Annotated in this window: 24 protein-coding genes and 1 pseudogene; 2 read left to right on the top strand and 23 right to left on the bottom strand. The window is 38.8% G+C overall.

The genetic code is table 11. From position 1 onward, the window contains the following. Positions 1 to 76: 76 nt before the first annotated feature. The 3 genes and pseudogenes from bcd to ACZ9EE_RS24850 form a co-directional block, all read right to left on the bottom strand. A complete protein-coding gene (bcd, locus tag ACZ9EE_RS24860; RefSeq protein ID WP_476031304.1) occupies positions 77 to 1,180 on the bottom strand; it encodes a branched-chain amino acid dehydrogenase in 1,104 nt (367 codons plus the stop codon). A 29-nt stretch (positions 1,181 to 1,209) separates the two neighbouring features. After that, positions 1,210 to 2,115 (bottom strand): annotated as a pseudogene (yqiS, locus tag ACZ9EE_RS24855) (phosphate butyryltransferase). Between the two features lie 129 nt (positions 2,116 to 2,244). Then, positions 2,245 to 4,320, bottom strand: a complete 2,076-nt coding sequence (locus ACZ9EE_RS24850) for a sigma-54 interaction domain-containing protein (protein WP_476031303.1) — start codon at positions 4,318 to 4,320, stop codon at positions 2,245 to 2,247. Between the two features lie 188 nt (positions 4,321 to 4,508). Between ACZ9EE_RS24850 and ACZ9EE_RS24845 the strand changes: the two genes are divergently transcribed. Continuing rightward, on the top strand, positions 4,509 to 4,742 hold the full coding sequence (locus tag ACZ9EE_RS24845) for a DUF2627 domain-containing protein (protein ID WP_476031302.1): 234 nt from the start codon (positions 4,509 to 4,511) through the stop codon (positions 4,740 to 4,742). A gap of 79 nt (positions 4,743 to 4,821) precedes the next feature. Here ACZ9EE_RS24845 and ACZ9EE_RS24840 read toward each other — a convergent pair whose 3' ends face one another. After that, positions 4,822 to 5,550 carry a glycerophosphodiester phosphodiesterase gene (locus ACZ9EE_RS24840; protein ID WP_476031301.1) on the bottom strand — a complete coding sequence of 243 codons (729 nt, stop codon included), beginning with the start codon at positions 5,548 to 5,550 and terminating at the stop codon, positions 4,822 to 4,824. Between the two features lie 36 nt (positions 5,551 to 5,586). On the opposite strand from ACZ9EE_RS24840, the gene ACZ9EE_RS24835 reads away from it, so the two are divergent. Next, positions 5,587 to 5,718 carry a YycC family protein gene (locus tag ACZ9EE_RS24835; RefSeq protein WP_476031300.1) on the top strand — a complete coding sequence of 44 codons (132 nt, stop codon included), beginning with the start codon at positions 5,587 to 5,589 and terminating at the stop codon, positions 5,716 to 5,718. Positions 5,719 to 5,785: 67 nt separating this feature from the next. Here the strand turns inward: ACZ9EE_RS24835 and spo0A are convergent, their stop codons facing one another. The 19 genes from spo0A to spoIIIAD all read right to left on the bottom strand — a co-directional run bounded on the left by spo0A (position 5,786) and on the right by spoIIIAD (position 23,996). Further along, positions 5,786 to 6,577 (bottom strand): sporulation transcription factor Spo0A, encoded by a 792-nt coding sequence (gene spo0A / locus ACZ9EE_RS24830; RefSeq protein WP_476031299.1) that lies wholly within the window; start codon positions 6,575 to 6,577, stop codon positions 5,786 to 5,788. Between the two features lie 345 nt (positions 6,578 to 6,922). Next, the gene (gene spoIVB, locus ACZ9EE_RS24825) at positions 6,923 to 8,221 is read right to left on the bottom strand and encodes a SpoIVB peptidase (protein ID WP_476031298.1); all 1,299 of its coding nucleotides are present in this window, start codon (positions 8,219 to 8,221) and stop codon (positions 6,923 to 6,925) included. A 116-nt stretch (positions 8,222 to 8,337) separates the two neighbouring features. Then, a complete protein-coding gene (recN, locus tag ACZ9EE_RS24820) occupies positions 8,338 to 10,026 on the bottom strand; it encodes a DNA repair protein RecN (RefSeq protein WP_476031297.1) in 1,689 nt (562 codons plus the stop codon). Positions 10,027 to 10,042: 16 nt separating this feature from the next. Then, positions 10,043 to 10,492, bottom strand: a complete 450-nt coding sequence (ahrC, locus tag ACZ9EE_RS24815; protein ID WP_335501044.1) for a transcriptional regulator AhrC/ArgR — start codon at positions 10,490 to 10,492, stop codon at positions 10,043 to 10,045. Positions 10,493 to 10,753: 261 nt separating this feature from the next. Continuing rightward, entirely contained in the window at positions 10,754 to 11,590 is an 837-nt protein-coding gene (locus ACZ9EE_RS24810) for a TlyA family RNA methyltransferase (protein WP_476031296.1), read from the bottom strand. Between the two features lie 3 nt (positions 11,591 to 11,593). Then, positions 11,594 to 13,495: a 1-deoxy-D-xylulose-5-phosphate synthase gene (dxs, locus tag ACZ9EE_RS24805; RefSeq protein ID WP_476031295.1), complete on the bottom strand. Its 1,902-nt coding sequence runs from the start codon at positions 13,493 to 13,495 to the stop codon at positions 11,594 to 11,596. Positions 13,496 to 13,660: 165 nt separating this feature from the next. Further along, a complete protein-coding gene (locus ACZ9EE_RS24800) occupies positions 13,661 to 14,554 on the bottom strand; it encodes a polyprenyl synthetase family protein (RefSeq protein WP_476031294.1) in 894 nt (297 codons plus the stop codon). Between the two features lie 3 nt (positions 14,555 to 14,557). Then, entirely contained in the window at positions 14,558 to 14,791 is a 234-nt protein-coding gene (locus tag ACZ9EE_RS24795) for an exodeoxyribonuclease VII small subunit (protein ID WP_476031293.1), read from the bottom strand. Further along, positions 14,781 to 16,139 carry an exodeoxyribonuclease VII large subunit gene (xseA, locus tag ACZ9EE_RS24790; RefSeq protein ID WP_476031292.1) on the bottom strand — a complete coding sequence of 453 codons (1,359 nt, stop codon included), beginning with the start codon at positions 16,137 to 16,139 and terminating at the stop codon, positions 14,781 to 14,783. Before xseA ends, ACZ9EE_RS24795 begins: the two co-directional genes overlap by 11 nt. 115 nt (positions 16,140 to 16,254) lie before the next feature. Then, entirely contained in the window at positions 16,255 to 17,112 is an 858-nt protein-coding gene (gene folD, locus ACZ9EE_RS24785) for a bifunctional methylenetetrahydrofolate dehydrogenase/methenyltetrahydrofolate cyclohydrolase FolD (protein WP_476031291.1), read from the bottom strand. A 33-nt stretch (positions 17,113 to 17,145) separates the two neighbouring features. Then, positions 17,146 to 17,541, bottom strand: coding sequence for a transcription antitermination factor NusB (gene nusB, locus ACZ9EE_RS24780; protein ID WP_476031290.1), 396 nt, complete (start codon positions 17,539 to 17,541; stop codon positions 17,146 to 17,148). Between the two features lie 263 nt (positions 17,542 to 17,804). After that, complete coding sequence (locus ACZ9EE_RS24775; protein ID WP_476031289.1) at positions 17,805 to 18,212, bottom strand: Asp23/Gls24 family envelope stress response protein; 408 nt, start codon at positions 18,210 to 18,212, stop codon at positions 17,805 to 17,807. An 18-nt stretch (positions 18,213 to 18,230) separates the two neighbouring features. Then, complete coding sequence (gene accC, locus ACZ9EE_RS24770; RefSeq protein ID WP_476031288.1) at positions 18,231 to 19,586, bottom strand: acetyl-CoA carboxylase biotin carboxylase subunit; 1,356 nt, start codon at positions 19,584 to 19,586, stop codon at positions 18,231 to 18,233. A gap of 14 nt (positions 19,587 to 19,600) precedes the next feature. Further along, positions 19,601 to 20,110: an acetyl-CoA carboxylase biotin carboxyl carrier protein gene (gene accB, locus ACZ9EE_RS24765; protein ID WP_476031287.1), complete on the bottom strand. Its 510-nt coding sequence runs from the start codon at positions 20,108 to 20,110 to the stop codon at positions 19,601 to 19,603. 257 nt (positions 20,111 to 20,367) lie between these two features. Continuing rightward, positions 20,368 to 20,925 carry a SpoIIIAH-like family protein gene (locus tag ACZ9EE_RS24760; protein WP_476031286.1) on the bottom strand — a complete coding sequence of 186 codons (558 nt, stop codon included), beginning with the start codon at positions 20,923 to 20,925 and terminating at the stop codon, positions 20,368 to 20,370. A 14-nt stretch (positions 20,926 to 20,939) separates the two neighbouring features. Next, positions 20,940 to 21,590: a stage III sporulation protein AG gene (spoIIIAG, locus tag ACZ9EE_RS24755; RefSeq protein ID WP_476031285.1), complete on the bottom strand. Its 651-nt coding sequence runs from the start codon at positions 21,588 to 21,590 to the stop codon at positions 20,940 to 20,942. Further along, the gene (gene spoIIIAF / locus ACZ9EE_RS24750) at positions 21,583 to 22,212 is read right to left on the bottom strand and encodes a stage III sporulation protein AF (protein ID WP_476031284.1); all 630 of its coding nucleotides are present in this window, start codon (positions 22,210 to 22,212) and stop codon (positions 21,583 to 21,585) included. Before spoIIIAF ends, spoIIIAG begins: the two co-directional genes overlap by 8 nt. Positions 22,213 to 22,224: 12 nt before the next feature. Beyond that, entirely contained in the window at positions 22,225 to 23,424 is a 1,200-nt protein-coding gene (gene spoIIIAE / locus ACZ9EE_RS24745) for a stage III sporulation protein AE (RefSeq protein ID WP_476031283.1), read from the bottom strand. A 182-nt stretch (positions 23,425 to 23,606) separates the two neighbouring features. Next, positions 23,607 to 23,996 carry a stage III sporulation protein AD gene (gene spoIIIAD, locus ACZ9EE_RS24740; RefSeq protein ID WP_476033079.1) on the bottom strand — a complete coding sequence of 130 codons (390 nt, stop codon included), beginning with the start codon at positions 23,994 to 23,996 and terminating at the stop codon, positions 23,607 to 23,609. Positions 23,997 to 24,001 lie beyond the last annotated feature (5 nt).

Here is a 24,001-nt window from a genome sequence, read left to right as displayed (position 1 = left end):
TTATCCTAGTCAGCCAATCAAAATTGTACTAGCCGCTGGCACTCCCTAGAAAGCCCGTTGGTGTTTGTACTTACTATTATCTTGAAATCCGATGGCTTAAAATGTGATGACCATTTTGTAAAAATTGGCTTCTTGAATTGCGGATTCGTTCAATTCTTTCTTCTGCCATTCGATCAGCCGCAACATAGGTTGGGATACCATCCCGTTTTGAAATTTCAATTACCTTTTCAATTGTCGTATAAAGCTGTTCCACCTTTTTCATGGCACGTTCTTGATTGTATCCATAAAGCTCATCAGCTACATTAATAACGCCGCCCGCATTTATTACATAGTCCGGGGCGTAGACAATACCCAATTCATGGATGGTATCACCATGGCGGGTATCCTTTAATTGGTTATTTGCTGAACCTGCAATTACTTTTGCCTTTAATTGTGGGATTGTTTCGTCGTTGATGGTTGCCCCTAAAGCACAAGGAGCATAGATGTCACATTCTACCCCATAAATATCATCCGGATCAACTGCACGTGCACCAAATGCTTCAACCGCCCGATTAACTGCCTCTTTATTAATGTCGGTTACGATTAGCTGGGCACCTTCTTTATGCAGATATTCACATAGAGTGTAAGCAACATTACCGACTCCCTGAACAGCAACTACTCTTCCTTCTAAAGAATCTGTACCAAAAGCTTCCTTTGCCGCTGCTTTCATTCCGCGATATACACCATAAGCAGTGACTGGAGAAGGATTGCCAGATGAACCAAATGCAGGCGATATACCAGTTACAAAATCTGTTTCCTCATGGATTAGGTCCATATCTGCCACAGTGGTGCCTACGTCTTCAGCTGTAATATATCTTCCATTTAATCCTTGGACATAACGGCCGAATGCTCTAAATAATGCCTCACTCTTATCTTTACGAGGGTCGCCAATGATAACGGTTTTACCTCCTCCGAGATTTAAGCCTGCCGCGGCATTTTTATAAGTCATTCCTCTTGCAAGACGAAGAGCATCTTCTATCGCTGCTTCCTCTGAGGCATATGTCCACATGCGGGTACCGCCCAATGCTGGACCAAGCGTAGTATCATGAATAGCAATAATTGCTTTTAGACCTGACTGCTTATCTTGACAAAAAACTAATTGCTCATAATCATATTTTTCTAAGTATTTAAAGATCTCCATGGCTTTTTCCTCCTAAAATGGGTAAAAATCTATTTTTTAACACAGCATAAGGCTAAGGCCAATGAATAGAGCTTGCTTTCAGCTGAATCCGCTCTTGATGTCAGTACAATTGGAGCACTTGCTCCCGTAAGGACAGCACCTACCTTTGCCTTTGCAAAGTAAATTAATGATTTGTATAACACATTTCCAACTTCAATAGTAGGGACTAATAAGATATCTGCTTTTCCTGCAACGTCGCTTATAATCCCTTTGTGTTCAGCAGCTAATTCTGAAATAGCATTATCCAGACCAAATGGCCCATCGACAACACAACCTTTAATTTGCCCGCGTCTATTCATCATTGTTAATGCAGCTGCATCAAGGGTTGCAGGCATATCCGGGTTTACCTCTTCCACTGCAGCAATTACAGCCACTTTTGGCATTTCAATCCCGATTGAGTTTGCGAGTGTAACGGCATTTTTTTAAATTTGTACTTTTTGTCCTAGAAGAGGAGAAATGTTCATAGCAGCATCTGTAATTAAGATTAGTTGGTTAAAGCCGGGAATTTCAAAAACAGCAGTATGCGATAAAACATTCCCTGTCCTAAGTCCATACTCACTATTTAAAACTGCCTTTAATAATATATTAGATGGAATATTTCCTTTCATTAATACATTTGCCTGTTTGTTGGATACAGCCTGAACCGCAGATCTAGCGGCATCAGCGACAGAATCTGAATGAACAATTTTTATTTTATGATTATTCAGCAGCTCATGTTTTTGCAATTCAAGCAATGAAATGATTTTTTCTTGATCGCCATAAAGTATAAATTCAGCAAGATTTCGATTTATAGCATCATAAACGGCCTCAATAACTTCTGCCGTGTCTGCTGCAGCTACAGCAACCGTATTATGGCCTTTTCGGGTTGCTTGGTTAATCAGTGAGTCTAGCAACAAGCAGTCATCAACCCTTTCTTCACTTCCTCAATCCCACAATAAAATATGCAAGTTTTATGCCAAAACACTTCTATGTAAACGTTTTATTTTTTCAATCGGAACAATGCAATAATTTTCTTACCATGAAAATTATTGCATGCTATTTTTTTCAAGATTGAATTTATCCAACTTATAATAAAGATTTCTTACCGATAAACCTAATGTTTTAGCTGTCAATGTTTTATTTCCATTCAATCGTGAAAGAGTTTCCTGAATAATTCTTGCTTCGTATTCTTCCACCATTTCAGGCAAGGTCTTTTCTACATTAACGGGTACAGCAGAGTTCATTCCAGATGATTCAAATCCGATTGTTTTATTCCTTAATTCCGGAAGATGGTGAACATCTATCAAGGTATCATTATAATTCATAAAGATAATCGCCCTGCCCAAGATATTTTCTAATTCTCTTATATTTCCCGGCCAGTCATATTCCATTAATTGAGTTAGTGCTTCTTTCGTAACACCTTCCACATTTCTTCCATAATCTCGATTGATCTTATCAATGAGTCTGCTGCATAAAACAGGGATTTCCTCTTTCCGTTTCCTGAGCGGCGGGATTTGAATTGGCATGCGATTTAATCGATAATATAAGTCTTCCCTAAACGAACCTTTAGCAATACCCTTTTCGAGATTTACATTCGTAGCAGCAATGATTCGGACATTTATATTTATCGGCTTTGCAGCTCCCACTCGGATAATTTCACTTTCCTGCAGAACCCTTAGCAGCTTTGCCTGGGTATTGGCAGACAGTTCCCCTATCTCGTCCAAAAAGATACTGCCATTGTTCGCTTCTTCAAAAAACCCTCGTTTTCCTCCCCTTTGTGCCCCCGAAAAAGCACCTTCCTCATAGCCAAATAATTCACTCTCTAGTAATGATTCAGAAATTGCCGCACAATTTACCCGAATAAATTTATTGTATTTGCGGTCACTGGCATTATGTATCGCATGGGCAAACAACTCTTTACCTGTTCCTGATTCCCCCCGGAGCAGTACAGTGGCAGGAGTTTTTGCCCCCAGCTTTGCCTGTTCAATCGCAATGACCATTTCCTCTGAGATGCCGATAATATCCTCGAATGTGTATTTTGCTTCAAGAGTTCGAATAATTTGTCTTGCCCGATTTAATTCTCTGCTTAACGATTTCATTTCTGACATATCATGAATGACACCGACACTGCCTTTTAATTTCCCTTCCACAATAATCGGAGCTACATTCACAATTACTTCCCGTTTATTTGGTCCTACTCTCATCGGCACACCACGTACAGCTCTTCTTGTTTGTAAAACTTTCATATGCATACTCTCACCCTCAGAGATGTCAGTCGTTGCAGGATGTCCGATAACTTGATCTTTGGTAAGACCTGTAAGTCTGGTGTAGGCAGGATTAATGAGGATTCCACGGCCATTTTCATCAACAACCGAGATAGCATCATCACTTGAATGGATAATGGCTTGAAGCATAGTTTGGATTTCCTTTAAATTAGTTATCTCCTCTGCCAAATTCACGACTTCTGTTATGTCCTTAAAGACTGCAAATGCCCCCATCAATGTTCCATTTTCTTCAATGATAGGAATACGGGTAGTAATAATTTTTCGTCCATTACCAAGTACCATTTCCTGGTTAGATTCTACTCTTCTTGTTTTCAAAATTAATAGAAGCCTGCTCGTGGGAATCACTTCAAGAACAGCCTTGCCAATTGCCTGCTCTTTTTTAACACCCATTATTTCCTCGGCTCTTTTATTAAACAGGATGACTTGTCCTTGTTGGTCAATTACCACCATTCCATCGTTTGCAGCGTTAAAAATTAAATCCTGCTTATATGAATCATTCTGGAGCTTGGCCACAAGTTCTTCCTTTTCTTCCATGAGCTTTGATACTAAGAAGGCCACACTGCCGGGTATTAATACAGTTTGCTTATTTTTAGCATTTCGGATTTCTTGAAAAACTTCATCACTACCTGTTACGTCAATTATGATATCAATATTCTCATCTAAAAAGGGATCCCAGCTTGTCCCTGTTTTAATTCCTTCTTTCCTTGCAAGGAGGATCCCCGGCGCATCTTCGTTCCGATCGATTACAACGTGAACATTAAGCACTTCAGATTCTTTTAAAATTTTTAAGATTGCCGTTCCACCTTTACCAGCACCAACAATCATAATATTTTGCATTTTTTATACCCCTTTTGGCATTAGGAAATTTTTTTCACTCATCAAAGAAAAATCCATGCAAATATCTTCATTAGCAATTTTATAACTAAATGACCCGCCTTGACAATTTTCTTCTATATAAAAATATTTTGTTGAGATATAATGATAAAGAAGTCAGAAATTCATCTAGTAATTGGAAGGATTTTTTTATGATACGTATTATTGCCCTCATCATTTTAGTCATTCCAGGTGCATTAGCGGCTCTAGGAATTAAATTAATGCGTGATATGACATTTGGAATTTTGCAAGCACCCTTTCCAAGTTTATTATTGCAGTTCATAACGGGTTTGATTTTTTTTATCGGAGGTTTGGGATTTGTAGCGGGATTTATTTTTCACCGAGACCGCAAGCGCAATAAAGTCCAACCTAAGTTTAAGAAGTAGTTATTCGTTGCAGGACTTAAAAAAGGAGAGGCCGTTCTATTTGAACAGCACTCTCCTTTTCAATTAGCAGTTCCATTAACTATGACTTGTTCTCATATTGTTTTCTGATGCGGTTAGCCTTAACAGGGTCATCCGTTATAATGGCGGTACAATTTATATTAAAAAGCCGGTGCATATCTACTTCTTTGTTAACTGTATATGGACGTACCGCGATGCCATTATCCATTGTAGTTACAAGAATATTATCCGACATAGCAGTGTGTTTGGGATGGATCCCTTTTGCTCGGATCGATTGAGAATAAATCCAAGGCATATAAATTCCTTCAATAAACAGTGGGGCTGTTTCAATTTCTGGTGCAATCCTGTAACTGTAAACAATACTGTAATGATTAAAAGAGGAGATAATGATCCGGTCACCAAGTCCATATTTTCTAATGAGCTGAATTACTTTTTCTTCCATTCCCTCATATGGAAGGAGCCCGTTTTTTAACTCAATATTACAGATTAATTTATTGGATTGGAGCCATTCCAAAACTTCTATCAGGGATGGGATTGGTTCTTTTTTTAAACCGCCTTTGTTTGCATTTAATTTTCTAATTTCTTTATATAAGAAATCTTTCACAAATCCGGTTCCAGTGGTGGTTCGATCCACTTTTTCATCATGAATAACGACAATTTCTCCATCCTTCGTTAACTGCACGTCGAGTTCTAATCCATCGGCACCAGCCTTTTCAGCTTCTATAAAAGCACCCATAGTATTTTCAGCGAATAAGTAGGAATATCCACGATGTGCAAAAATTTGAGTCATATTTTCACTTCCCAATATAAAAATGGAGGAATATACATGAAGCCATTACAATTATCAGCAGAAACGGCCCTAAAACTATCTAAGGAATTAAAAATACCGCTAGAACAGCTTATGCATTTACCTCAACATATTCTCATCCAAAAACTAATGGAAGTAGAAAAAAAATAAACCTAATAGCTAAAAAAGTAAGGCCTACATTCAATGGAATGAAGGCCTTTGCTTAATTCTGGTCTTTTCAAGAAGCCTTATGTTCAAGGCGTAATTTATCTGCTACCATGGCAATAAATTCACTGTTTGTAGGCTTTGCTTTCGACATACTTACTGTATAACCGAAAAGGGAGGAAATCGAGTCAATATTCCCCCTGCTCCATGCCACTTCAATCGCATGACGAATAGCCCTTTCTACACGGCTTGCTGTAGTATTATATTTTTTTGCAATATCCGGATATAATACTTTTGTAATGGAACCTAAAAGTTCGATATCGTTGTAAACCATTGAGATGGCTTCACGCAAGTATAAATATCCCTTTATATGCGCTGGGACACCGATTTCATGAATAATACTGGTGATACTTGCATCAAGATTTTTCGGTTTTTGTTCAGATTGAGAACGGTAACTTACAGATGGGGCCTTCCTTGTAAACGTATTACCATTACCGCTTACTTGTCGTATATGACTGCCAAGGTTTTCCATGTCAAATGGTTTTAAGATAAAATAGGAAGCACCAAGTTCAACAGCCTTTTTGGTCACATCTTCTTGCCCAAATGCGGTTAGCATGATGACATTTGGAATCGTTCCTTTTTTCACATCACGTAAACGCTCAAGGACGGCTAAACCGTCAAGATGAGGCATAATGATATCCAGCACAAGAACATCAGGGTCTGCGGAGGCTAGCATATCTAAACATTCTTGACCATTATGTGCAATACCGACAACTTCCATATCATCTTGGGAGGAAATATAGTCCTCTAATAATCCAACTAACTCTCTATTATCGTCAACAACAAATACCTTGATCTTTTTCAATTCCAGTTCCTCCCTCATCAAATCCAGTCTCTATTTTTAAGCGAACATTTTAATCGTGTAATTTTTTCTCTTAATTCTATTCTAAATTAGAAATTCGACAATGCAACTAAAATTCCTTTCATTTTTTAAATATTTGTGAAAATAGTGATAAAATCTCATCTTTTCTTTGTTTTACTTCTTTTTTCGACTTAAACCGCATTTTTTCCAATATATAACTGTTTTTTGTCGAATTTTCCTCATATAAAAAAAGAAGCAAAATAGGTTATAATGCCTATTTTGCAATTTGATGGCTTGCCCCAGTGCTCAGCGGCATGTTCGCTAAACCGGTGCTTCCGTTTTTAAATGTTAACTTGCTTTCTCTTTCGGTGTTTCGTATATATTAATTCCAGCCTCATTTAGCATCCACTCAATATGGACTCCATAGCCGGAGGTAGGATCATTGACAAAAACATGAGTGACAGCTCCGACAAGCTTGCCATTTTGAATAATTGGACTTCCACTCATCCCTTGTACAATTCCTCCTGTCTTTTCAAGCAGCTTTGGATCGGTTACCTTGATAACCATGCCTTTTGTGGCCGGAAACTTTTGCGGGATTGTACTAACTATTTCGATATCGAATTCTTCTACTCGGTCGTCATTAACGACTGTTAAAATTTTCGCAGGTCCTTCTTTTACCTGATCGGATAAGGCAATTGGAAGTGGTTTATCCAATATGCCATTCTTTAAATCCCTGTTTAATTCTCCAAAAATCCCAAACGGACTATTCTTTTGAATATTTCCAACAATTTCATGATCAGAAGAAAAGCGTGCCAGCTTTTCACCTGGGTCTCCATTACTTCCTTTTTCAATAGATGTTACGGTAGAACGAACAATTTGACCATCTTCAACGACGATTGGTTTTTTTGTATCCATGTCTGAAATGACATGTCCAAGGGCACCATACTTTTTAGATTGCGGGTGAACAAAGGTCATGGTTCCGATACCAGCTGCAGAATCTCTGATATATAAGCCAAGCTTATAGGTGCTCTCTCCCTTATCTTTCAAAGGAGTAAGTTTGGTTTTGAATTTACCGCTTTCACGGCTAATCACTAAATCAAGGGGTTTACCATCTTGTCCTGCTGACTGGACAAAAGGGGCTACGTCTGTCATCTTTTCAATTTTACTGCCATTAATTTCTGTAATGATATCTCCAACTTTAATTCCTGCAATTTCACCTGGAGATTTTTTGCCGTTTGCAGTGTTAATTAAATGGTGACCAACCACTAACACACCAACAGTATTTAGTTTAACGCCAATTGACTGACCGCCTGGTACTACACGGAAATCTTTTAAGACACGTACATCGACCTTTTTAATTGGGATCCCTGCGTATTCTAGAAGCATTTCATTTTTGCCATATTCATTTGCTTTAACAGATACCGACTTTTTTTCCTGATTAAGTGTGATATTGTCATTGTGAGAAGCTATGGTGGCTGTTACCGGGGCAGCCTTTTGAAATGTGTAATCTTGACCTTCAAAAACGGTTATTGACTTTGGTATTGAAAGGTATTGCTGTAAGGGCTGAAAAAAAATAAGGCTAATTAATGAAACAAGGAGAATTCCACCAATAATCTTTCTAATTATTTCTAACTTCAAATCCTTCACTCTCCTCGCTTCTTTTCACTGCACTTATAAAAATGGCTACATCTATAATTTTGCCTCCTTGACAATCATTTATAACTTCGTTCAACATAAAAAAGCTACCCAATTTGGATAGCTTTTCATTTTTTCTTATTTTTACCAGCTAATTGCAATAATTCCTCTGCATGTTGCTTCGTTAAATCGGTGATTTCTGTTCCCGAAATCATCCGGCCGATTTCCTTTATCTTTTCCTCTGTCTTTAAGGAAGAAACAGAGGTTTTTGTACGGCCACCCTTAATATTCTTTGCTATATATAGGTGTGTATCAGCCATAGCTGCTACTTGCGGTAAATGGGAAATACAAAGAACTTGGGAACCTACAGCAACTTTATAAATTTTTTCAGCGATTGATTGGGCGACTCTTCCGCTGACACCAGTATCTACTTCATCAAAAATGATCGAGGTTACCCCTTGATGTTTTGAGAAAATACTTTTTAATGCCAGCATGATTCGTGATAATTCTCCACCCGAGGCTACCTTTGACAATGGTTTTAATGGTTCGCCAGGATTGGTGGAAATATAAAATTCGATATGATCGACACCATTTTTAGCAAAATGGTGCTGCTCAGATTCAAAACGAATTTCAAAAATAGTTTTTTCCATATACAGTTCTTTTAATTCCTGATGGATTAATTTTGTCAACTTGAGTGCCCACTTACGACGAAGATCGGTTAATTGTTTTGCTTCAAGAACCAGATCTTTTTTTATAGATGCTAATTCATTTTCAAGCTCTCCAATATGCGTTTCTTTATTTTGGAGTGTTTCAATTTCTTCTTCAATTTTGGCAGCGTATTCTAAAATTTCTGTAATGGTTTTCCCATATTTCCGTTTAAGTTGATTAATCTCATTTAAACGACCTTCAATTTCATTTAATCTCTGCGGATCGTATTCTAAAACGTCTAATTCATTTCTTAATGTTTGTGCAGCATCCTCTAATTGATAAAAACTATTTGAAACCGAGTCAGATAACTCTCGGTAGGTTGTATCAAGTGCAGCAGCCTCTTCTAGGGAGCCCATGACCAGTCCTATCCAATCAAGTCCCTTTTGTTCCCCCTTTAAAGCGTTATAGCCCGTTTGAATGGCTTCAAATACCCGTTCGAAGTTCCCCAGTCTTCTCTTTTCTTCAGATAATTCATCATCTTCGTTTGGTTTTAAATTTGACTTTTGAATTTCATCTAATTGAAATTGGATTAAGTCGAGCCGATGTGCCGTCTGCTGGTCATTTTCACTCAAGGATTTTAGTTTATGTAGTGTCTGCTCATAGCGGCGAAATATTTGTGCATATTCATTCTGAGCAGGATCAATTTCCTCCGCTCCAAATTGATCAAGCAGCAGCAGATGTCTAGTTTCATCCATAAGCTCTTGATGTTCATGCTGACCATGAATATCTACAAGTGTAGCACCTATTTCTCTAAGAATGGAAATGGTCACAAGTTTTCCATTAATTCGGCAAACACTTTTCCCAGATCGAGCAATATCACGGCGTAATACAACCATGCCTTCTTCAATTTCAATTCCAAATTCAAATGCTTTTGACATAACAGGATGATGAGGGTCATCAATTTGGAATAACCCTTCAATGACGGCCCTTTCTTCCCCATGGCGGACAAATTCAGCCGATCCTCTGCCTCCAACTATGAGGTGAATCGCATCAATAATGATCGATTTACCTGCACCTGTTTCCCCTGTTAGAACGGTTAACCCTTTTTCAAATGAGATTGATAAATCTTCAATAATAGCGAAATTTTTTATTGATAATTCTGCTAACAAGGAACTCTCCCCCCATTTAAAGCATGTCAAGGAACCGGTTTGTAATGACCTCTGTATCTTCCGGTGTTCGACAGATAATTAACATGGTGTCATCACCACATATCGTTCCCAATATTTCTTCCCAATCGAGATTGTCAATTAAAGCCCCGATTGCCATAGCATTCCCGGGCAGACATTTCATGACCAGTAAATGACCAGCGGAATCAATTCTAACAAATGCATCAATCAGCGATCTTTTTAATTTTTGCAGTGGGTTAAAACGCTGATCTGCAGGCAAACTGTATTTATAACGGCCATCGGTTAATGGTACTTTAACTAGATGTAATTCTTTAATATCTCTTGAGACGGTAGCCTGTGTTACGTTATAGCCTGCATTTTTCAATTCATCCACTAAATCATCTTGCGTCTCGATATCATTGCCGGCAATGATCTCTCTTATTTTAATATGTCGTTGACCTTTATTCATCTTTTCACCCCGTAATAATAAAAGCGCAAGCGCCTTGGTTAGCCCCGACAAGCATAAGACGAGCCGTCCAAAAGGCTGCTTTTTAGCCTTTTGGACGGATTGGCTGTAGACCATCGATGGGCTAGGCGCTGGAGCTAGACAATAAAAGAACATCTGAGTATTTGTCCAAATGTCCTACCTACCAATATGTTAGCCCATTTTAAAAAGAATGTACATTTTTTTATAAAAATACATATACACGCATAAGGATAGGCTCATTGCCTACCCTTCTTCATGCTTTGTATGAAATTCCCTATGGGATTGCTCTACAATTTCAATAGGCTGAAACTCAAGTTGATTAGACCCTATTTCTTGTTGACCTTCCCAATGCAGGTGAAGTAAAAATTCAATATTTCCGTCTCCTCCCGTAATAGGGGAGAAGGATAAATTTTTTACAACATAACCTTCCTTTATGGAAAAGTTAATAATCTTCTCAATCACCTGTAAATGAACTTTTTTATCCCGAACAATTCCTTTTTTACCTACTTGCTCACGTCCCGCTTCAAATTGCGGCTTGACTAAGGCAATAATATCACTGCCAGCAATTAAAAGGGTTTTTAATACAGGTAAAATTAAGGTTAGTGAGATAAAAGATACATCGATTGTAGCAAAGTTTGGCATCTCACGGCTTAAATCTGCTGGTGTTACATAGCGGAAATTGGTTCTTTCCATTACAACTACTCGTTCATCCTGACGCAGCTTCCAAGCAAGCTGATTATAACCAACATCGAGGGCATATGACATCTTAGCACCATTTTGCAAGGCACAATCCGTAAACCCGCCAGTTGAAGAACCGATATCCAATAAAACCTTCCCTTCCACATTAACATCAAAGACCTTTAATGCCTTTTCCAGCTTCAAACCACCACGACTGACATATGGGAGTACATTCCCCTTTATATTTAGGGGTATGTCAGCCTTAACCTTTTCACCTGGTTTATCTAACCGTTCTTCATTTGTATAAACTAAGCCTGCCATAATGGCTCTTTTTGCCTTTTCTCGCGTTTCAATAAGTCCTCTTTCAACTAATAAAACATCTAATCGTTCTTTGTTTTTCATATTTCAGGCCCTTTGTTGTTTTTTTCTGGCACTCGCTAAGATAGAAGTCCTCTTAATCGTTTCTTCAGTTGTTAAACCGATTTCCTCAAGTAAGGAATCTACATCACCGTGTTCAATAAATTGATCTGGAATCCCCATTCGGTCAATGAGTGCATCGTGATATCCCTTGGATTCCGCATATTCCAGGATTGCACTGCCAAACCCGCCCTGTAAAATGGCCTCCTCAATCGTAAGGATTGGAATACCTTTTTCGAGTAGTTCCGTTAGCATCGTTTCATCAAGGGGCTTGATAAACCTGGCATTGACAACGGATATGGACAGTCCTTGTTTTTCAAGACTTTGTGATGCTTCCATAGCCATTGGAATGGTGGTACCAAAAGTTAGGATTACCGCATCGCTGCCTTCTTTTAGTGTCTCCCAGGTGCCAATTGGAATGTTATGAAATTCTTCATCCATTTCTACCCCTATTCCATTTCCCCGGGGAAATCTCATGGCTATGGGTCCATCATTATAATTTAAAGCTGTATAAACCATATGCTGGCCTTCATTTTCGTCCTTTGGCATCATTAAGACCATATTTGGCATGTGCCTTAAAAAGGCTATATCAAATACCCCTTGATGGGTTTCGCCATCTGCACCAACTAAACCCGCGCGGTCAATTCCAATAAAAACATTTAAGTTTTGCCGGCAAATATCATGCAGGACTTGGTCATAGGCACGTTGTAAAAAGGTAGAATAAATCGCTAAGAATGGCTTCATATTTTGAGTTGCCAGCCCTGCAGCAACAGTAGCCGCATGCTGCTCAGCAATCCCGACGTCAAACATACGGTCAGGGAACTCGCTTGCAAACCCTTCTAACTTTGATCCAACAGGCATTGCCGGAGTAATCGCAACAATTCGCTTATCACTTCTTGCCAGCTTCCGGACAGTTTCACTGACAATACTGCTCCAAGCAGGCGGTTGTTTTTTGGTCGGTTTAACAAAATCTCCTGTATCCATTTTATATGGTCCCGTACCGTGCCATGTACCAATCTTGTCACTTTCGGCTGGTCTAAAACCCTTCCCTTTTTTAGTAATAACATGGAGAAGAACAGGTCCTTCGGTTTTTTTAGCATATTGGAGGCTTTCAAATAAATTATCAAAGTTATGACCATCAATCGGTCCTAAATAAGTGAAGCCAAGCTCTTCAAAGAACATACCGGAAACCACCAAATATTTGAGACTATCCTTTATTCTTTCTGCAGTAGCAGCAAGTTTTCCACCGACGGCAGGAACCTTCTTCAATAGAACTTCAAGTTCATCTTTTACCCATTGATATTTTCCAGCGGTCCGCAATTGGCCAAGAATATTATGAAGGGCGCCAACGTTTGGTGCGATCGACATCTCATTATCATTTAGCACCACAATCATATTCTTTTTTTCATGACCAATATGATTTAGTGCCTCGAGTGCCATTCCGCCCGTTAAAGCTCCGTCACCAATTACTGGAACCACAAAGGATTTTTCTTTTTTTAAATCCCTTGCAATCGCCATACCCATGGCAGCTGAAAGAGAAGTAGAACTGTGTCCGGTCTCCCAAACATCGTGTTCACTTTCAACCCGTTTTGGAAATCCGCATAATCCCTTAAATTGTCTTAACGTGTCAAATTCACAGGCCCTGCCTGTTAAAATCTTATGAACATAGGATTGGTGACCTACATCCCAGATAAGTTTATCCTTTGGACTATCAAAACATTTATGTAAAGCGAGCGTCAATTCCACTACTCCTAAATTTGGTCCGATATGTCCACCGGTTACAGATAATTTCTGAATTAAAAATTCGCGAATTTCTTGACTTAGAGCCTCAAGCTCCTGATTCGACATCCTTTTTAAGAAGGATGGGTCCTTGATTGATAATAAATCCATTTTTGGACCACTCACTTTCATTCTTATTCGTTCTACCCTTTTTTGCTAGTATTTCTATCTTTATCTGAAAAAATAGCCGCTAACACACTAAGTGATAACGGCAATTAACAACTTCTCTAAAATGAGAACCATTAGTACATACTCATACTCAGCCAAAAAAACACTCTAGTGATCCCTTGATGCAACTAAATCCGTTATCTCGTCAAGAAGAATGGTATTTAAGTCTGTCTTTTTTAAATATTCTTTTGACAGCTTAATTTGATTCTGAAGGGCTGCTCTTGCCCCTTCCAAGGATAATAGTTGTGGATAGGTGCTTTTATGGTTAACGGTATCACTGCCAACAGGCTTTCCAATTATTTGTTGATTGCCTACCAAGTCTAGAATATCATCCTGTATCTGGAAAGCAAGTCCGAGGTGATGAGCAAACACTGATAGGTTTTGTAAGGTTCTTTCGTTTGCTTGAGCCATAATTGCTCCTGAAACAACACTGAACTTTAGCAGCTTACCTGTTTTGTGAATATGGATATACTCTAGTTCTTCTAGGGACAGAACCTTGTTCTCCCCTTCCATATCAGCGACCTGTCCGCCTACCATACCTTCAGCGCCGGCTGCTTTTGCCATTTCTACAATTAACTTCATTTTTACAGCAGGCCGGGCAAAATCATCAGAAAGCATATTCATTACTTCAAAACTATAAGTTAATAAAGCATCCCCAGCAAGTGTTGCAACAGCATCTCCAAACACTTTGTGATTGGTCGGTTTACCTCTTCGTAAATCATCATTATCCATGCTGGGCAGGTCATCGTGGATTAAAGAATAGGTATGAATCATTTCAATTGCGGCTGCAGCAGAGATACCCTGTTTAGGGTCGATTCCAAATGCATCCAAGGTTGCAAATAATAATAATGGACGAATTCTTTTACCGCCTGCTTCAAGAGAATAAATCATAGAATCCTTTAGGACGGAAGGGGCATCCAGTTTTTCTACCAGCGCTCTGAGTTCCCGATCTAGCAGTTGTTGATATTCTTTTCTAAACGCGTCTAGTAACCCGGTTGTCAAGCCCTAATCCTCCTCTGTAATAGAAAAACGCTCAGTACGCCCATCCTCCGTAATAATTTGCGTAAGTTGTTCTTCCACAGTTTTTAGTTTATCATGACATAGTTTAGAGAGTTCCATCCCCTCTTTGTAGAACGTAATCGCTTCTTCTAACGGAACGTCACCTTCTTCAAGCTTTTCAACAATTTCTTCAAGCTTTGTCATGGCCTCTTCAAAGGTTAAAGTTTTTTCAGTTGTCACTCGATTCTCTCTCCTTTATTGTTTCCACATTACAGAAAAGGCTTCCATCTGTTAATTGAATTTGAACTTGCTCATTCTTTTTTACTTGTGTAACACTTTTTACGAGCCGGTTATCCTCTGTATAGGCTAAACTATAGCCACGCTCCATTATTTTAAGCGGGCTTAAGGCCTGTAGTGTAGAAAGAATCCGATCAAATTCCGACTGTTTTTTTTCATAGATTTGAGTAACCGTTCGGTTTAAATCCTTTTGTAACCTGTCAAAACGTTTTTTTGCCTCCTGTAGACCTTCATTTGGATGCCTTCGCTGCAACCGTTTTGATAAAATCTCATGCTGTTCCTTTTTTACAGCAGTTAATCGAGAAGCTCCCCGCTTCAGTCCTTCGGTTAACTTATCTACCTGCTCCAGTTTTTGCTCATAAAGCCGGTGTGGATAGCGGAATGCATACGATTTTTGAACTCGGTTTAACCGTTCATTTTCAAACTTAAACCTCGCGCTCATAACACGAATCAAACGTGTTTGCCGCTGCAAAACCCTGTCCACCAGTTCTTCAATATGCGGAACCGCTAATTCTGCTGCACCCGTTGGTGTAGGGGCACGCAAGTCAGCGACAAAATCGGCAATTGTAAAGTCTGTTTCATGGCCTACTGCAGAAATAATCGGAATTTCGGATGAAAAAATGGCACGGGCAGTGATTTCTTCATTAAACGCCCATAACTCTTCAATCGACCCTCCGCCACGCCCAACAATTAAGACATCAATTTCTTTCATATTATTGGCCTTTTCAATGGCTTTTACGATTGAAGGAGCAGCGTTCTCTCCTTGGACAAGAGCTGGGAATACAAGTATATTAGCGATAGGATACCGCCTTTTGATCGTAGTTATGACATCCCGAATGGCAGCACCAGTAGGGGAAGTGATCACACCTACCGTTTTGGGATATAGAGGGATGGTTTTTTTTGTTTCGGGAGCAAATAACCCTTCCGCTTCTAATCTTTGTTTAAGTTGTTCATATGCTAAAAACAATTCACCAATGCCATCAGGCTGCATTTCTCTAATATATATTTGATATTGGCCGCTCGGTTCATATACACTGATTTCACCCTTAACAATCACCTTCATACCGTTCTCTGGTGAGAATTTCATAAAACGGGATTGTCCGGCAAACATCACGGCAAGAATTCGGGCTTTCTCATCCTTTAAGGTAAAATACATATGTCCGCTTGAATGCTGTTTGAAATTAGAAATTTCGCCTCTTACATGAACTTCCCGTAAATGGGGATCAGCATCAAATTTTCGCTTTATGTATTTTGTTAAAGCATTCACAGATAAATATCTTTGTTCCGGCATGAAGAGCTCCTTTTGACGAAAGAATAAAACTGTCCTTATCTATTATACATTTAGCTCGATTTTTTGTCTGTAAAAACAAATAGAACTATATGTATGAGATAAGGACATACTTTACTTAATCTCTGGCAAGACTTTCAGCAGCAGACTTCACTGTATTGTACATTAGCATGGTGATAGTCATAGGTCCTACACCTTTGGGAACTGGAGTAATATATCCAGCCTTTTCGGAAACTTCATCAAAGGCAACATCGCCACAAAGTTTTCCAGCTTCATTACGATTGATACCTACATCAATAATAACCGCACCATTTTTAACATGTTCAGCTTTAATAAAATTGGGGATTCCAACCGCAGCGATAAGGATATCCGCTTGGTTTGTATGAAACGGTAAATCTTTAGTTTTAGAATGACAGTAGGTAACTGTTGCATCTTGATTTAGGAATAATTGGCCAACAGGTTTACCAACGATATTGCTTCTTCCTACCACTACAACATGCTTTCCAGGAATAGAAATACCTGTCTCTTCCAGCAAGACCATAATCCCGTATGGTGTACAAGGCAGAAAGGCATTCTGTCCAGTCATCATCCTGCCTATATTGATTGGATGAAAGCCATCGACATCCTTTAATGGAGATATAGATTCAATTACTTTCTTTTCATCAATATGTTTAGGCAGCGGCAGCTGTACTAATATGCCATGAATATCCGGCGTTTCATTTAATTCAGCGATTTTAGCTAATAATTCCTGTTCAGAAACCTCTTCCTGCATTTCAATTAAGATAGAGTTCATCCCTAGTTCTTTACATGCCTTTTCTTTATTTGTCACATAAGTCCTAGATGCATGATTATTGCCAACGAGAATGACGGCTAAGCCTGGCGTTACGCCAAGATCTTTGAGTCTCACAACTTCTTCGGCAATTTCTAACCTTTTTTTTGCGGCTATATCTTTACCGTTAATTATTTGTGCTGTCATCGTAATTCCTCCCCAGTCCTAGAAAATAATCTATTAATTGTTATGAAGTTTTTCCTTTATCTTAGATAAAACCCCATTAATAAACTTACTTGATTGGTCATCTCCGTAAATTTTTGCAATCTCTATGGCTTCATCTAATATCACATTATCTGGAATATCTTGAGAAAATTTTAACTCAAATGCAGCCATTCTTAATAAGTTCCGATCAACCGTAGCTAATCGGTCTAAAGACCACTTTTCGAGGTTTTCGATAATAAGAGCATCGATTTCATCTTTTTGTTCAACTACCCCAAGAACCAATTGGTTCAGATAGTCATCACTAGTCTGCCCTTCCAAAACATGTTCAATTGCTAATGATGGCTCGGTGTTACTAACATCAATTTGAAAAAGTGCCTGTAACGCCTTTTCCCTAGCTGTTCTTCTTTTCATTCTACCGTTAACTCCTTTAGCTATATATTAACTAATTTTTGTTTTATTTTTGTTCATGAACTGGCATTATGTACTTGAATCTAGCTTGCACATAAAAAGATAATAGCATAACTAAAATGGAATCGCACGATATGTCTTATTATTTTATGAAGGAACAGCCAGCCACCTAGGGGTTTGTACTATTTTTCGCCATTAAATATTATTCATAAACCCATGAAAAAATAGAAGAACCAAAGGATCCGATACCTTTGGTTCTCAAAAAGTTAAAGTTCAGCGTCAATTTCCTGTTCGTTCTTTTGATTTTCAAATTGAATTCCGACTACGTGAATGTTTACTTCCTCTGCATCTAATGCAGTCATATTCAACAAGGCCTGACGAATATTATCCTGAACTTTTCCTGCTACCGTTGGAATAGATATACCGAACTTCATTAAACAATATACATCCACTTTAATTCCTGTTTCAGTAAGTTCTACCTTTACGCCTTTACCGTGATTTTTTTTTCCAAGACGTTCCACAACACCCGTTGCAAAATTGCCGCGCATCCCAGAGACACCGTCCACTTCAGATGCAGCAATTCCGGCGATAACTTCAATTACCTCCGGGGCAATTTCAATTTTACCATGTCCATTGTTTCCTTGATCCATTTCCAAGACACTATTTTCGCTCATATTAAACACCTCCAGATTTTAGACAGACTTCATCACATCATGCAATTCAAGAAACTTCGTATTAAAATTGCCTTCAACAAAATTCTCATGCTCCAACAATTTTAAATGGAACGGTATGGTTGTATGAATACCTTCCACAACAAACTCACTTAACGCCCGCTTCATTCTTGAGATTGCTTCTTCTCTGGTGCTTCCATATGCGATCACCTTTGCAATCATGGAATCATAGTATGGCGGAATGGTATATCCTGGATACGCTGCTGAATCAATACGAACTCCTAATCCGCCTGGCGGTAAATACATCTTAATTTTCCCTGCTGAAGGAAGAAAGTTCTTCTCGGGATTTTCTGCATTAATCCGGCACTCAATGGCCCAGCCGGTAAACGTAACATCCTGCTGTTTAAGGGTTAGTTTTTCTCCGTTTGCAACTCGGATTTGTTCTTTAATTAGGTCTGTTCCTGTAACCATTTCTGTTACCGGATGTTCAACCTGAATTCTTGTGTTCATTTCCATAAAATAAAACTTGCGATTGCGGTAGTCATATATAAATTCTACCGTGCCAGCACCGGAATAATCAACTGCTTTTGCCGCTTTTACGGCTGCAGTTCCCATTTCTTCACGAATCTCACCATCTAGAGCCGGTGATGGCGATTCCTCCAACAGCTTTTGAAGCCGGCGCTGGATAGAGCAATCTCTTTCACCTAAGTGAATCGTATTTCCATGTTTATCACCAAGTACTTGTATTTCCACGTGACGGAAATCCTCAATATATTTTTCTATGTAGACACCAGAGTTTCCGAAAGCCGTCAACGCTTCCTGCTGTGTGATATTGATTCCTTTTATTAATTCCTGCTCATTTTTAGCCACACGGATACCTTTACCGCCTCCGCCAGCAGTTGCCTTAATGATGACAGGGTATTCGATTTGTTTAACTAGCTCAAGTGCTTCATCAATATCATTAATAATGCCTGTGGATCCAGGAACAATTGGTACTCCCGCTTTACGCATCGTTTCCCTTGCAATGTCCTTAGTTCCCATTTTTGTAATCGCTTCTGGACTTGGTCCGACAAAGGTGATATTGCATTCTCTACAGAGTTCTGCAAAGTCTGCATTTTCAGCAAGGAACCCATATCCCGGGTGAATCGCATCACATGAGGTAAGGTTTGCAACACTGATTATATTTGTAACGTTTAAATAACTGTCTTTAGATGATGTTGGTCCTATGCAATAGGCTTCATCTGCGAGTTGAACATGCAGGGCTTCACGGTCGGCCTCTGAGTATACAGCTACCGATTCAATCCCCATTTCCCGACAGGCACGAATAATCCTAACGGCAATTTCTCCTCTGTTTGCAATTAACAGTTTCTTTATCATCCTGTTATCGCTCCTTATTCTGGCTTGACTAGAAATAGCGGTTGTCCATATTCAACTAATTGGCCATTTTTAACTAGTATTTCAACGATTTCCCCGTCTACTTCTGCCTCAATTTCATTAAATAATTTCATCGCCTCAACAATACAAACGATTGAATCCTTTGATACCCGGTCTCCTGCTTTTACATAATTATCAGCATCTGGAGTTGGCGACGAATAAAAGGTTCCAACCATTGGTGAAGTGATCTTGTGTAAATTTGCTTGTACGGCTGGTTCATTTCCTGTTGCTTTTACTGCTTCCGGAGCAGCTTCTTGGACTTGAACAACAGGTGCTGGCTGTGCCGCTGGGACAGCTTGTATGGCTGCTGTAGCTGCCTGTGGTACTGAAACTGGCTGGGAAACAACGGTGGTTTGACCATTTTTCTTCATTTTGATTTTTGAACCATCAATTTCATATACAAATTCATCGATACTGGATTGATCAACTAATTTAATCAATTCACGAATTTCTTGTACTTTTAACATTGAGTAACACTCCTTGTACAACTTAATTAGTACTAACTACTAATACTATACGATAATAGCTAGTAAAAGTTCAATCCTCTTATTAAAAGGACCCTGACAATTTCAAAAATGTCTTCCCCTATATATTAATCTTTTTTGATTCAAAAAAGAAATTTTTTGCAGTTTTGGCTCTTACAAATGATGATTTTTACCTATTCATATCGATTTAACCATATAAAAAAGGAAAGTCAAAAGACTTTCCTTTTTTATATGGTTATTTATTTTGCAGGCTGATATTCAACTGCTACATAGTTTGTTTCATCAATCTCTTTTTTCACTTCGAGCATAATCTTATTAGCATCTGAAACAGATGGCTTTTTCTTTGCTTTTACGGTAACGATTACCTTTGGACCATCCGCTCTAACAAGAACATCTTCATAACCCATCGTTTTAATAAATGTTTCAAGCAATTCTTCACTTTGAGCGACTTGATTTAGTTTATCCATTTGATCTTTTACTTTACTCTTTTCATCAGGAGAAAGATCAGTGGATGCTAATTCACTTGTTAATTCCTCCTGTTTTTGGCTGCGTAAGTCTTCGAGCTTCATACGGAGTTCTTCAAATGCCGAATCACCGGCAACACTGGACACAACCGTTTTGTCAACCTTTTGCTTTGTTTCAGTTGTTGTTTTGCCTAGATTTTGATCCTTTGCCTTTTGTTGGACGGCTGCTAAATCATTGCTCTTTTGCTCTGGTGATGTAATGTAATAAACCGATAAGACCACAACTAAACTTAACATCGTTAATAACCAAACTGTTTGTTTTTTTAATAGCATAATCTTTTCCCCCTTTATTTTTTAGGCATGACAGCCACCCGATGACTAGGTACTCCCAAAGCCCTAGTAACTGCTTCCTTAATCCATTTTTTCACTTCAATATTATCTGCGCCCTTAGCGACTACGAGTACCCCGCGAATATCGGGTTTCTTAGTTTCTACGACAATAGGAACCTCTTTATCTCCATTACGAATAATAACCAATTGTGTGTCTGTTGAGGAATCAACCACCTTACGCTGTCCGCCTTCACGGTCTGTTTCATCCGTCGTTTGCGATTTTGTCACTGTATTTTTTTCAAGTACTTTCTTGTCAGTTGAATCAATTGTCACTACGACGGTAACATCATTAACCCCCAGCATTTCCTCTAAGGCCTTCTTCATTTGGTTTTCATACTTTTCCTCATATTGAGTTATTGCTTTATTCTCAGAAGATTTTTTAATACCAAAGGCCGGAACATCCTCGGAAGCGATCTTTTCATTTGTTGCTGCTGGCTGCGCTTGTGTATTCGAATCGCCCTTAAAAACAATATTTCCTACAAGCATAAAAGCAGCTCCAATACAGAGGACCAACAACATATATTGGTATTTCCCAGGTTTCTTTTCTCCCTTATTTTCCGGTTTAAGTATTTTCTTGAGCCAGGATAATGGTCCTTGATTGTTATCCATTTTTCTTTTTAATCCCCCCTTCAATCGAAACCTCTACTGTTTTCTCTGTTACATTCCATTTCTGTGACAGAAATGAAGCAATTTGTTTTGTGTCTTTGGATGATCCTTCAGAAGGAAGAGGTTTTTCAGTGTTTATTTCAATTTGTTTAATTGCTTCGACTGTCTTATCGCTGTTTTCTGGCTGTTTTAGAAGAACCGTAACCTTTTGGAGGTTTTCAGGGAATGCTTTGTCGCTTTCTTCGTTCACTGCTAGGTCAATTTTATCGATCTCCAATCCGTATTGATTCATCAACTCCTCCTTAACATCCTTTTTTAGCTGGACAGCCATTTCTTCTAAAATATATGCATGTTGGGAAGCTTGTATTTCTTTTTTCTTTAAATCTATTGAATTTTTCATATTTTTTTCTCCTGGAGCCTGATATGAAGGAATGGAGTTCATGGTTGTTTCAAAATCCTTGGAGATCAGCTTAAGGATAGGAGTAAGTATGATCGCGATTAAAAGGAGACCGGTAACCATTTTGGTATATTTCTGCATACTAGAGTTCGGAAGCAGCATATCGATGACAGTGGCTAATAGGATAAAAAGGATAATATTCGTTACCCATTCTTTTAAGAAATCCATGAATTCCCCCCCTTATCTCATCATCATCGTTAAATTTCCTGCTGCAACGATGACCGTAATACTTAAAAAGAACATAAGCGAGACAATCGCTAGGGCTGCGAATACATAGATGACACTTTTACTGATAATATCAAGGCATTTTATTACTGGACCGCCCCCTAATGGCTGCAGGATGGCCGCTGCAAATTTATATATAAACGAAATCATTAGTATTTTTAAGGCGGGAAATGCTACGATGATTAGTAAAATAGCAACACCAGCGATTCCCACCGTATTTTTTAACAGGACGGATGCACTGACGACCGTATCGGTTGCATCTGTAAACATTCTTCCTATAACAGGAATAAAATTGCCGGTAACAAATTTAGCCGTTCTGATGGCTACTCCGTCGGTTACGGCTGCTGATGCTCCCTGTACCGAAATAACACCAAGAAACACGGTTAAGAAAAGTCCCATTAACCCGATGCTCCAATTACGTAACAGCGCTGCTAACTGCGACACTTTGTATTGTTCAGACATGGTACTAACAATACTCAGTAAGGTTGCTAGAAAGAGAAGTGGAAGAATAATATACTGCATAATTAAGCCGCTCGAATTCATTAGGAATAGAATGACCGGATGAAAAAATGCTGCCGATACCACTCCTCCTGATGCTGCAATTAAAGCTAGCAAAAGAGGAACAAGTGCCAGGACAAAGGAGATCATCGTCCCAATCGCTTCATTCGTATAGTTAATGGCAATATGGAAACTATTTAGAGCTAGGATGACTAGTACCATATAGATAATTGAATAGGCTACTTTACTAATCGTGCTCTTTTCGAAGGCATTTTGCATCGATTGCAAGAACATGCTGAAAATGGTTAACATGATTAGAGAACCTAATAATTTGCCATTTGCTACGAACTCATGAAAGGCGAATTTTAGTATTCCTTGTCCCCATTCCTTAAAGGAAAATTTCTTGTCGCCTTTAACAAAATCATAGAGACTGCCCTTTTGACTTTCCGGGAGAAAACCGCCATATTTAGTGGTAATATCCTCCCAATATTGTTGAAGTTCACTTATATCGAGTGTCTCTAACTGTTGGTCGACCAAATTCTGCGCCGAGAGTGATTCTTGAGTGTTTTTGGATTCTTCGGCAGCTTGTACACCCGGAATATAAAAAAATAATAAAACGAGAATCATAATAGGAATAAACTGCAGCTTTTGCTTCATTTCTACACCTCTTTAGAGAAAAGCGTAAGCGCCCGGTTAGCGACGTATGGACTGGAGCGCTCCGTATGAGATAAAGGAAACACGAAGAGCGACAGCGATTCGATGTTGACTTATCGTAAGGAGGAGCGCGAAGTACACTAGTCGCTGGGCGCTGGAGCTAGACATAAAACCCCAATCTATATTTAACTAGGAATAAGTTTTATTATGGTTTCGATTAATACGGTTAAGATAGGGATGGACATAGCTAGAATGATAATTTTTCCGGCTAATTCAATCTTTGAAGCAATAGCTCCTTGACCAGCATCCTTCGTAATTTGAGTAGCAAATTCTGCAATATAAGCAATTCCAATGATTTTAAGGATTGTCTCAACATAAACCATATTTACCTTTGCGTTTACGGCAAGTTTTTCTAGCATATGAATAATTTCAAATATTTTATCAACTAAAAAGAGAAAAATGACGCAACCTACAAAAACAACTAAAAGAAAAGCAAAATTGGGTTTTTGCTCTTTGATTATTAAAGCAAGAAAAGTGGCGGTAAGGGCTACACCGACTATTTTGATGATTTCAATGGCTG

This window comes from Bacillus sp. URHA0034 (genome assembly GCF_056280405.1).
The sequence above is the reverse complement of the archived record's forward strand: the minus strand, read 5'-3'. Positions and strand labels throughout refer to the sequence as shown.

Bases quoted from the DNA above. Each gene is read 5' to 3' on its own strand.
- ACZ9EE_RS24845 (WP_476031302.1), top strand. From the start codon at position 4,509: ATGATACGTATTATTGCCCTCATCATTTTAGTCATTCCAGGTGCATTA.
- xseA (WP_476031292.1), bottom strand. From the start codon at position 16,139: ATGCCGGAACAAAGATATTTATCTGTGAATGCTTTAACAAAATACATA.
- ACZ9EE_RS24810 (WP_476031296.1), bottom strand. From the start codon at position 11,590: ATGAAAAACAAAGAACGATTAGATGTTTTATTAGTTGAAAGAGGACTT.
- spoIIIAF (WP_476031284.1), bottom strand. From the start codon at position 22,212: ATGGATTTCTTAAAAGAATGGGTAACGAATATTATCCTTTTTATCCTA.
- bcd (WP_476031304.1), bottom strand. From the start codon at position 1,180: ATGGAGATCTTTAAATACTTAGAAAAATATGATTATGAGCAATTAGTT.
- folD (WP_476031291.1), bottom strand. From the start codon at position 17,112: ATGACAGCACAAATAATTAACGGTAAAGATATAGCCGCAAAAAAAAGG.
- nusB (WP_476031290.1), bottom strand. From the start codon at position 17,541: ATGAAAAGAAGAACAGCTAGGGAAAAGGCGTTACAGGCACTTTTTCAA.
- spoIIIAG (WP_476031285.1), bottom strand. From the start codon at position 21,590: ATGGATAACAATCAAGGACCATTATCCTGGCTCAAGAAAATACTTAAA.
- ahrC (WP_335501044.1), bottom strand. From the start codon at position 10,492: ATGAATAAAGGTCAACGACATATTAAAATAAGAGAGATCATTGCCGGC.
- ACZ9EE_RS24760 (WP_476031286.1), bottom strand. From the start codon at position 20,925: ATGCTATTAAAAAAACAAACAGTTTGGTTATTAACGATGTTAAGTTTA.
- dxs (WP_476031295.1), bottom strand. From the start codon at position 13,495: ATGGATTTATTATCAATCAAGGACCCATCCTTCTTAAAAAGGATGTCG.
- ACZ9EE_RS24850 (WP_476031303.1), bottom strand. From the start codon at position 4,320: ATGCAAAATATTATGATTGTTGGTGCTGGTAAAGGTGGAACGGCAATC.
- ACZ9EE_RS24775 (WP_476031289.1), bottom strand. From the start codon at position 18,212: ATGAGCGAAAATAGTGTCTTGGAAATGGATCAAGGAAACAATGGACAT.
- accC (WP_476031288.1), bottom strand. From the start codon at position 19,586: ATGATAAAGAAACTGTTAATTGCAAACAGAGGAGAAATTGCCGTTAGG.
- accB (WP_476031287.1), bottom strand. From the start codon at position 20,110: ATGTTAAAAGTACAAGAAATTCGTGAATTGATTAAATTAGTTGATCAA.
- ACZ9EE_RS24835 (WP_476031300.1), top strand. From the start codon at position 5,587: ATGAAGCCATTACAATTATCAGCAGAAACGGCCCTAAAACTATCTAAG.
- spoIIIAE (WP_476031283.1), bottom strand. From the start codon at position 23,424: ATGAAGCAAAAGCTGCAGTTTATTCCTATTATGATTCTCGTTTTATTA.
- ACZ9EE_RS24840 (WP_476031301.1), bottom strand. From the start codon at position 5,550: ATGACTCAAATTTTTGCACATCGTGGATATTCCTACTTATTCGCTGAA.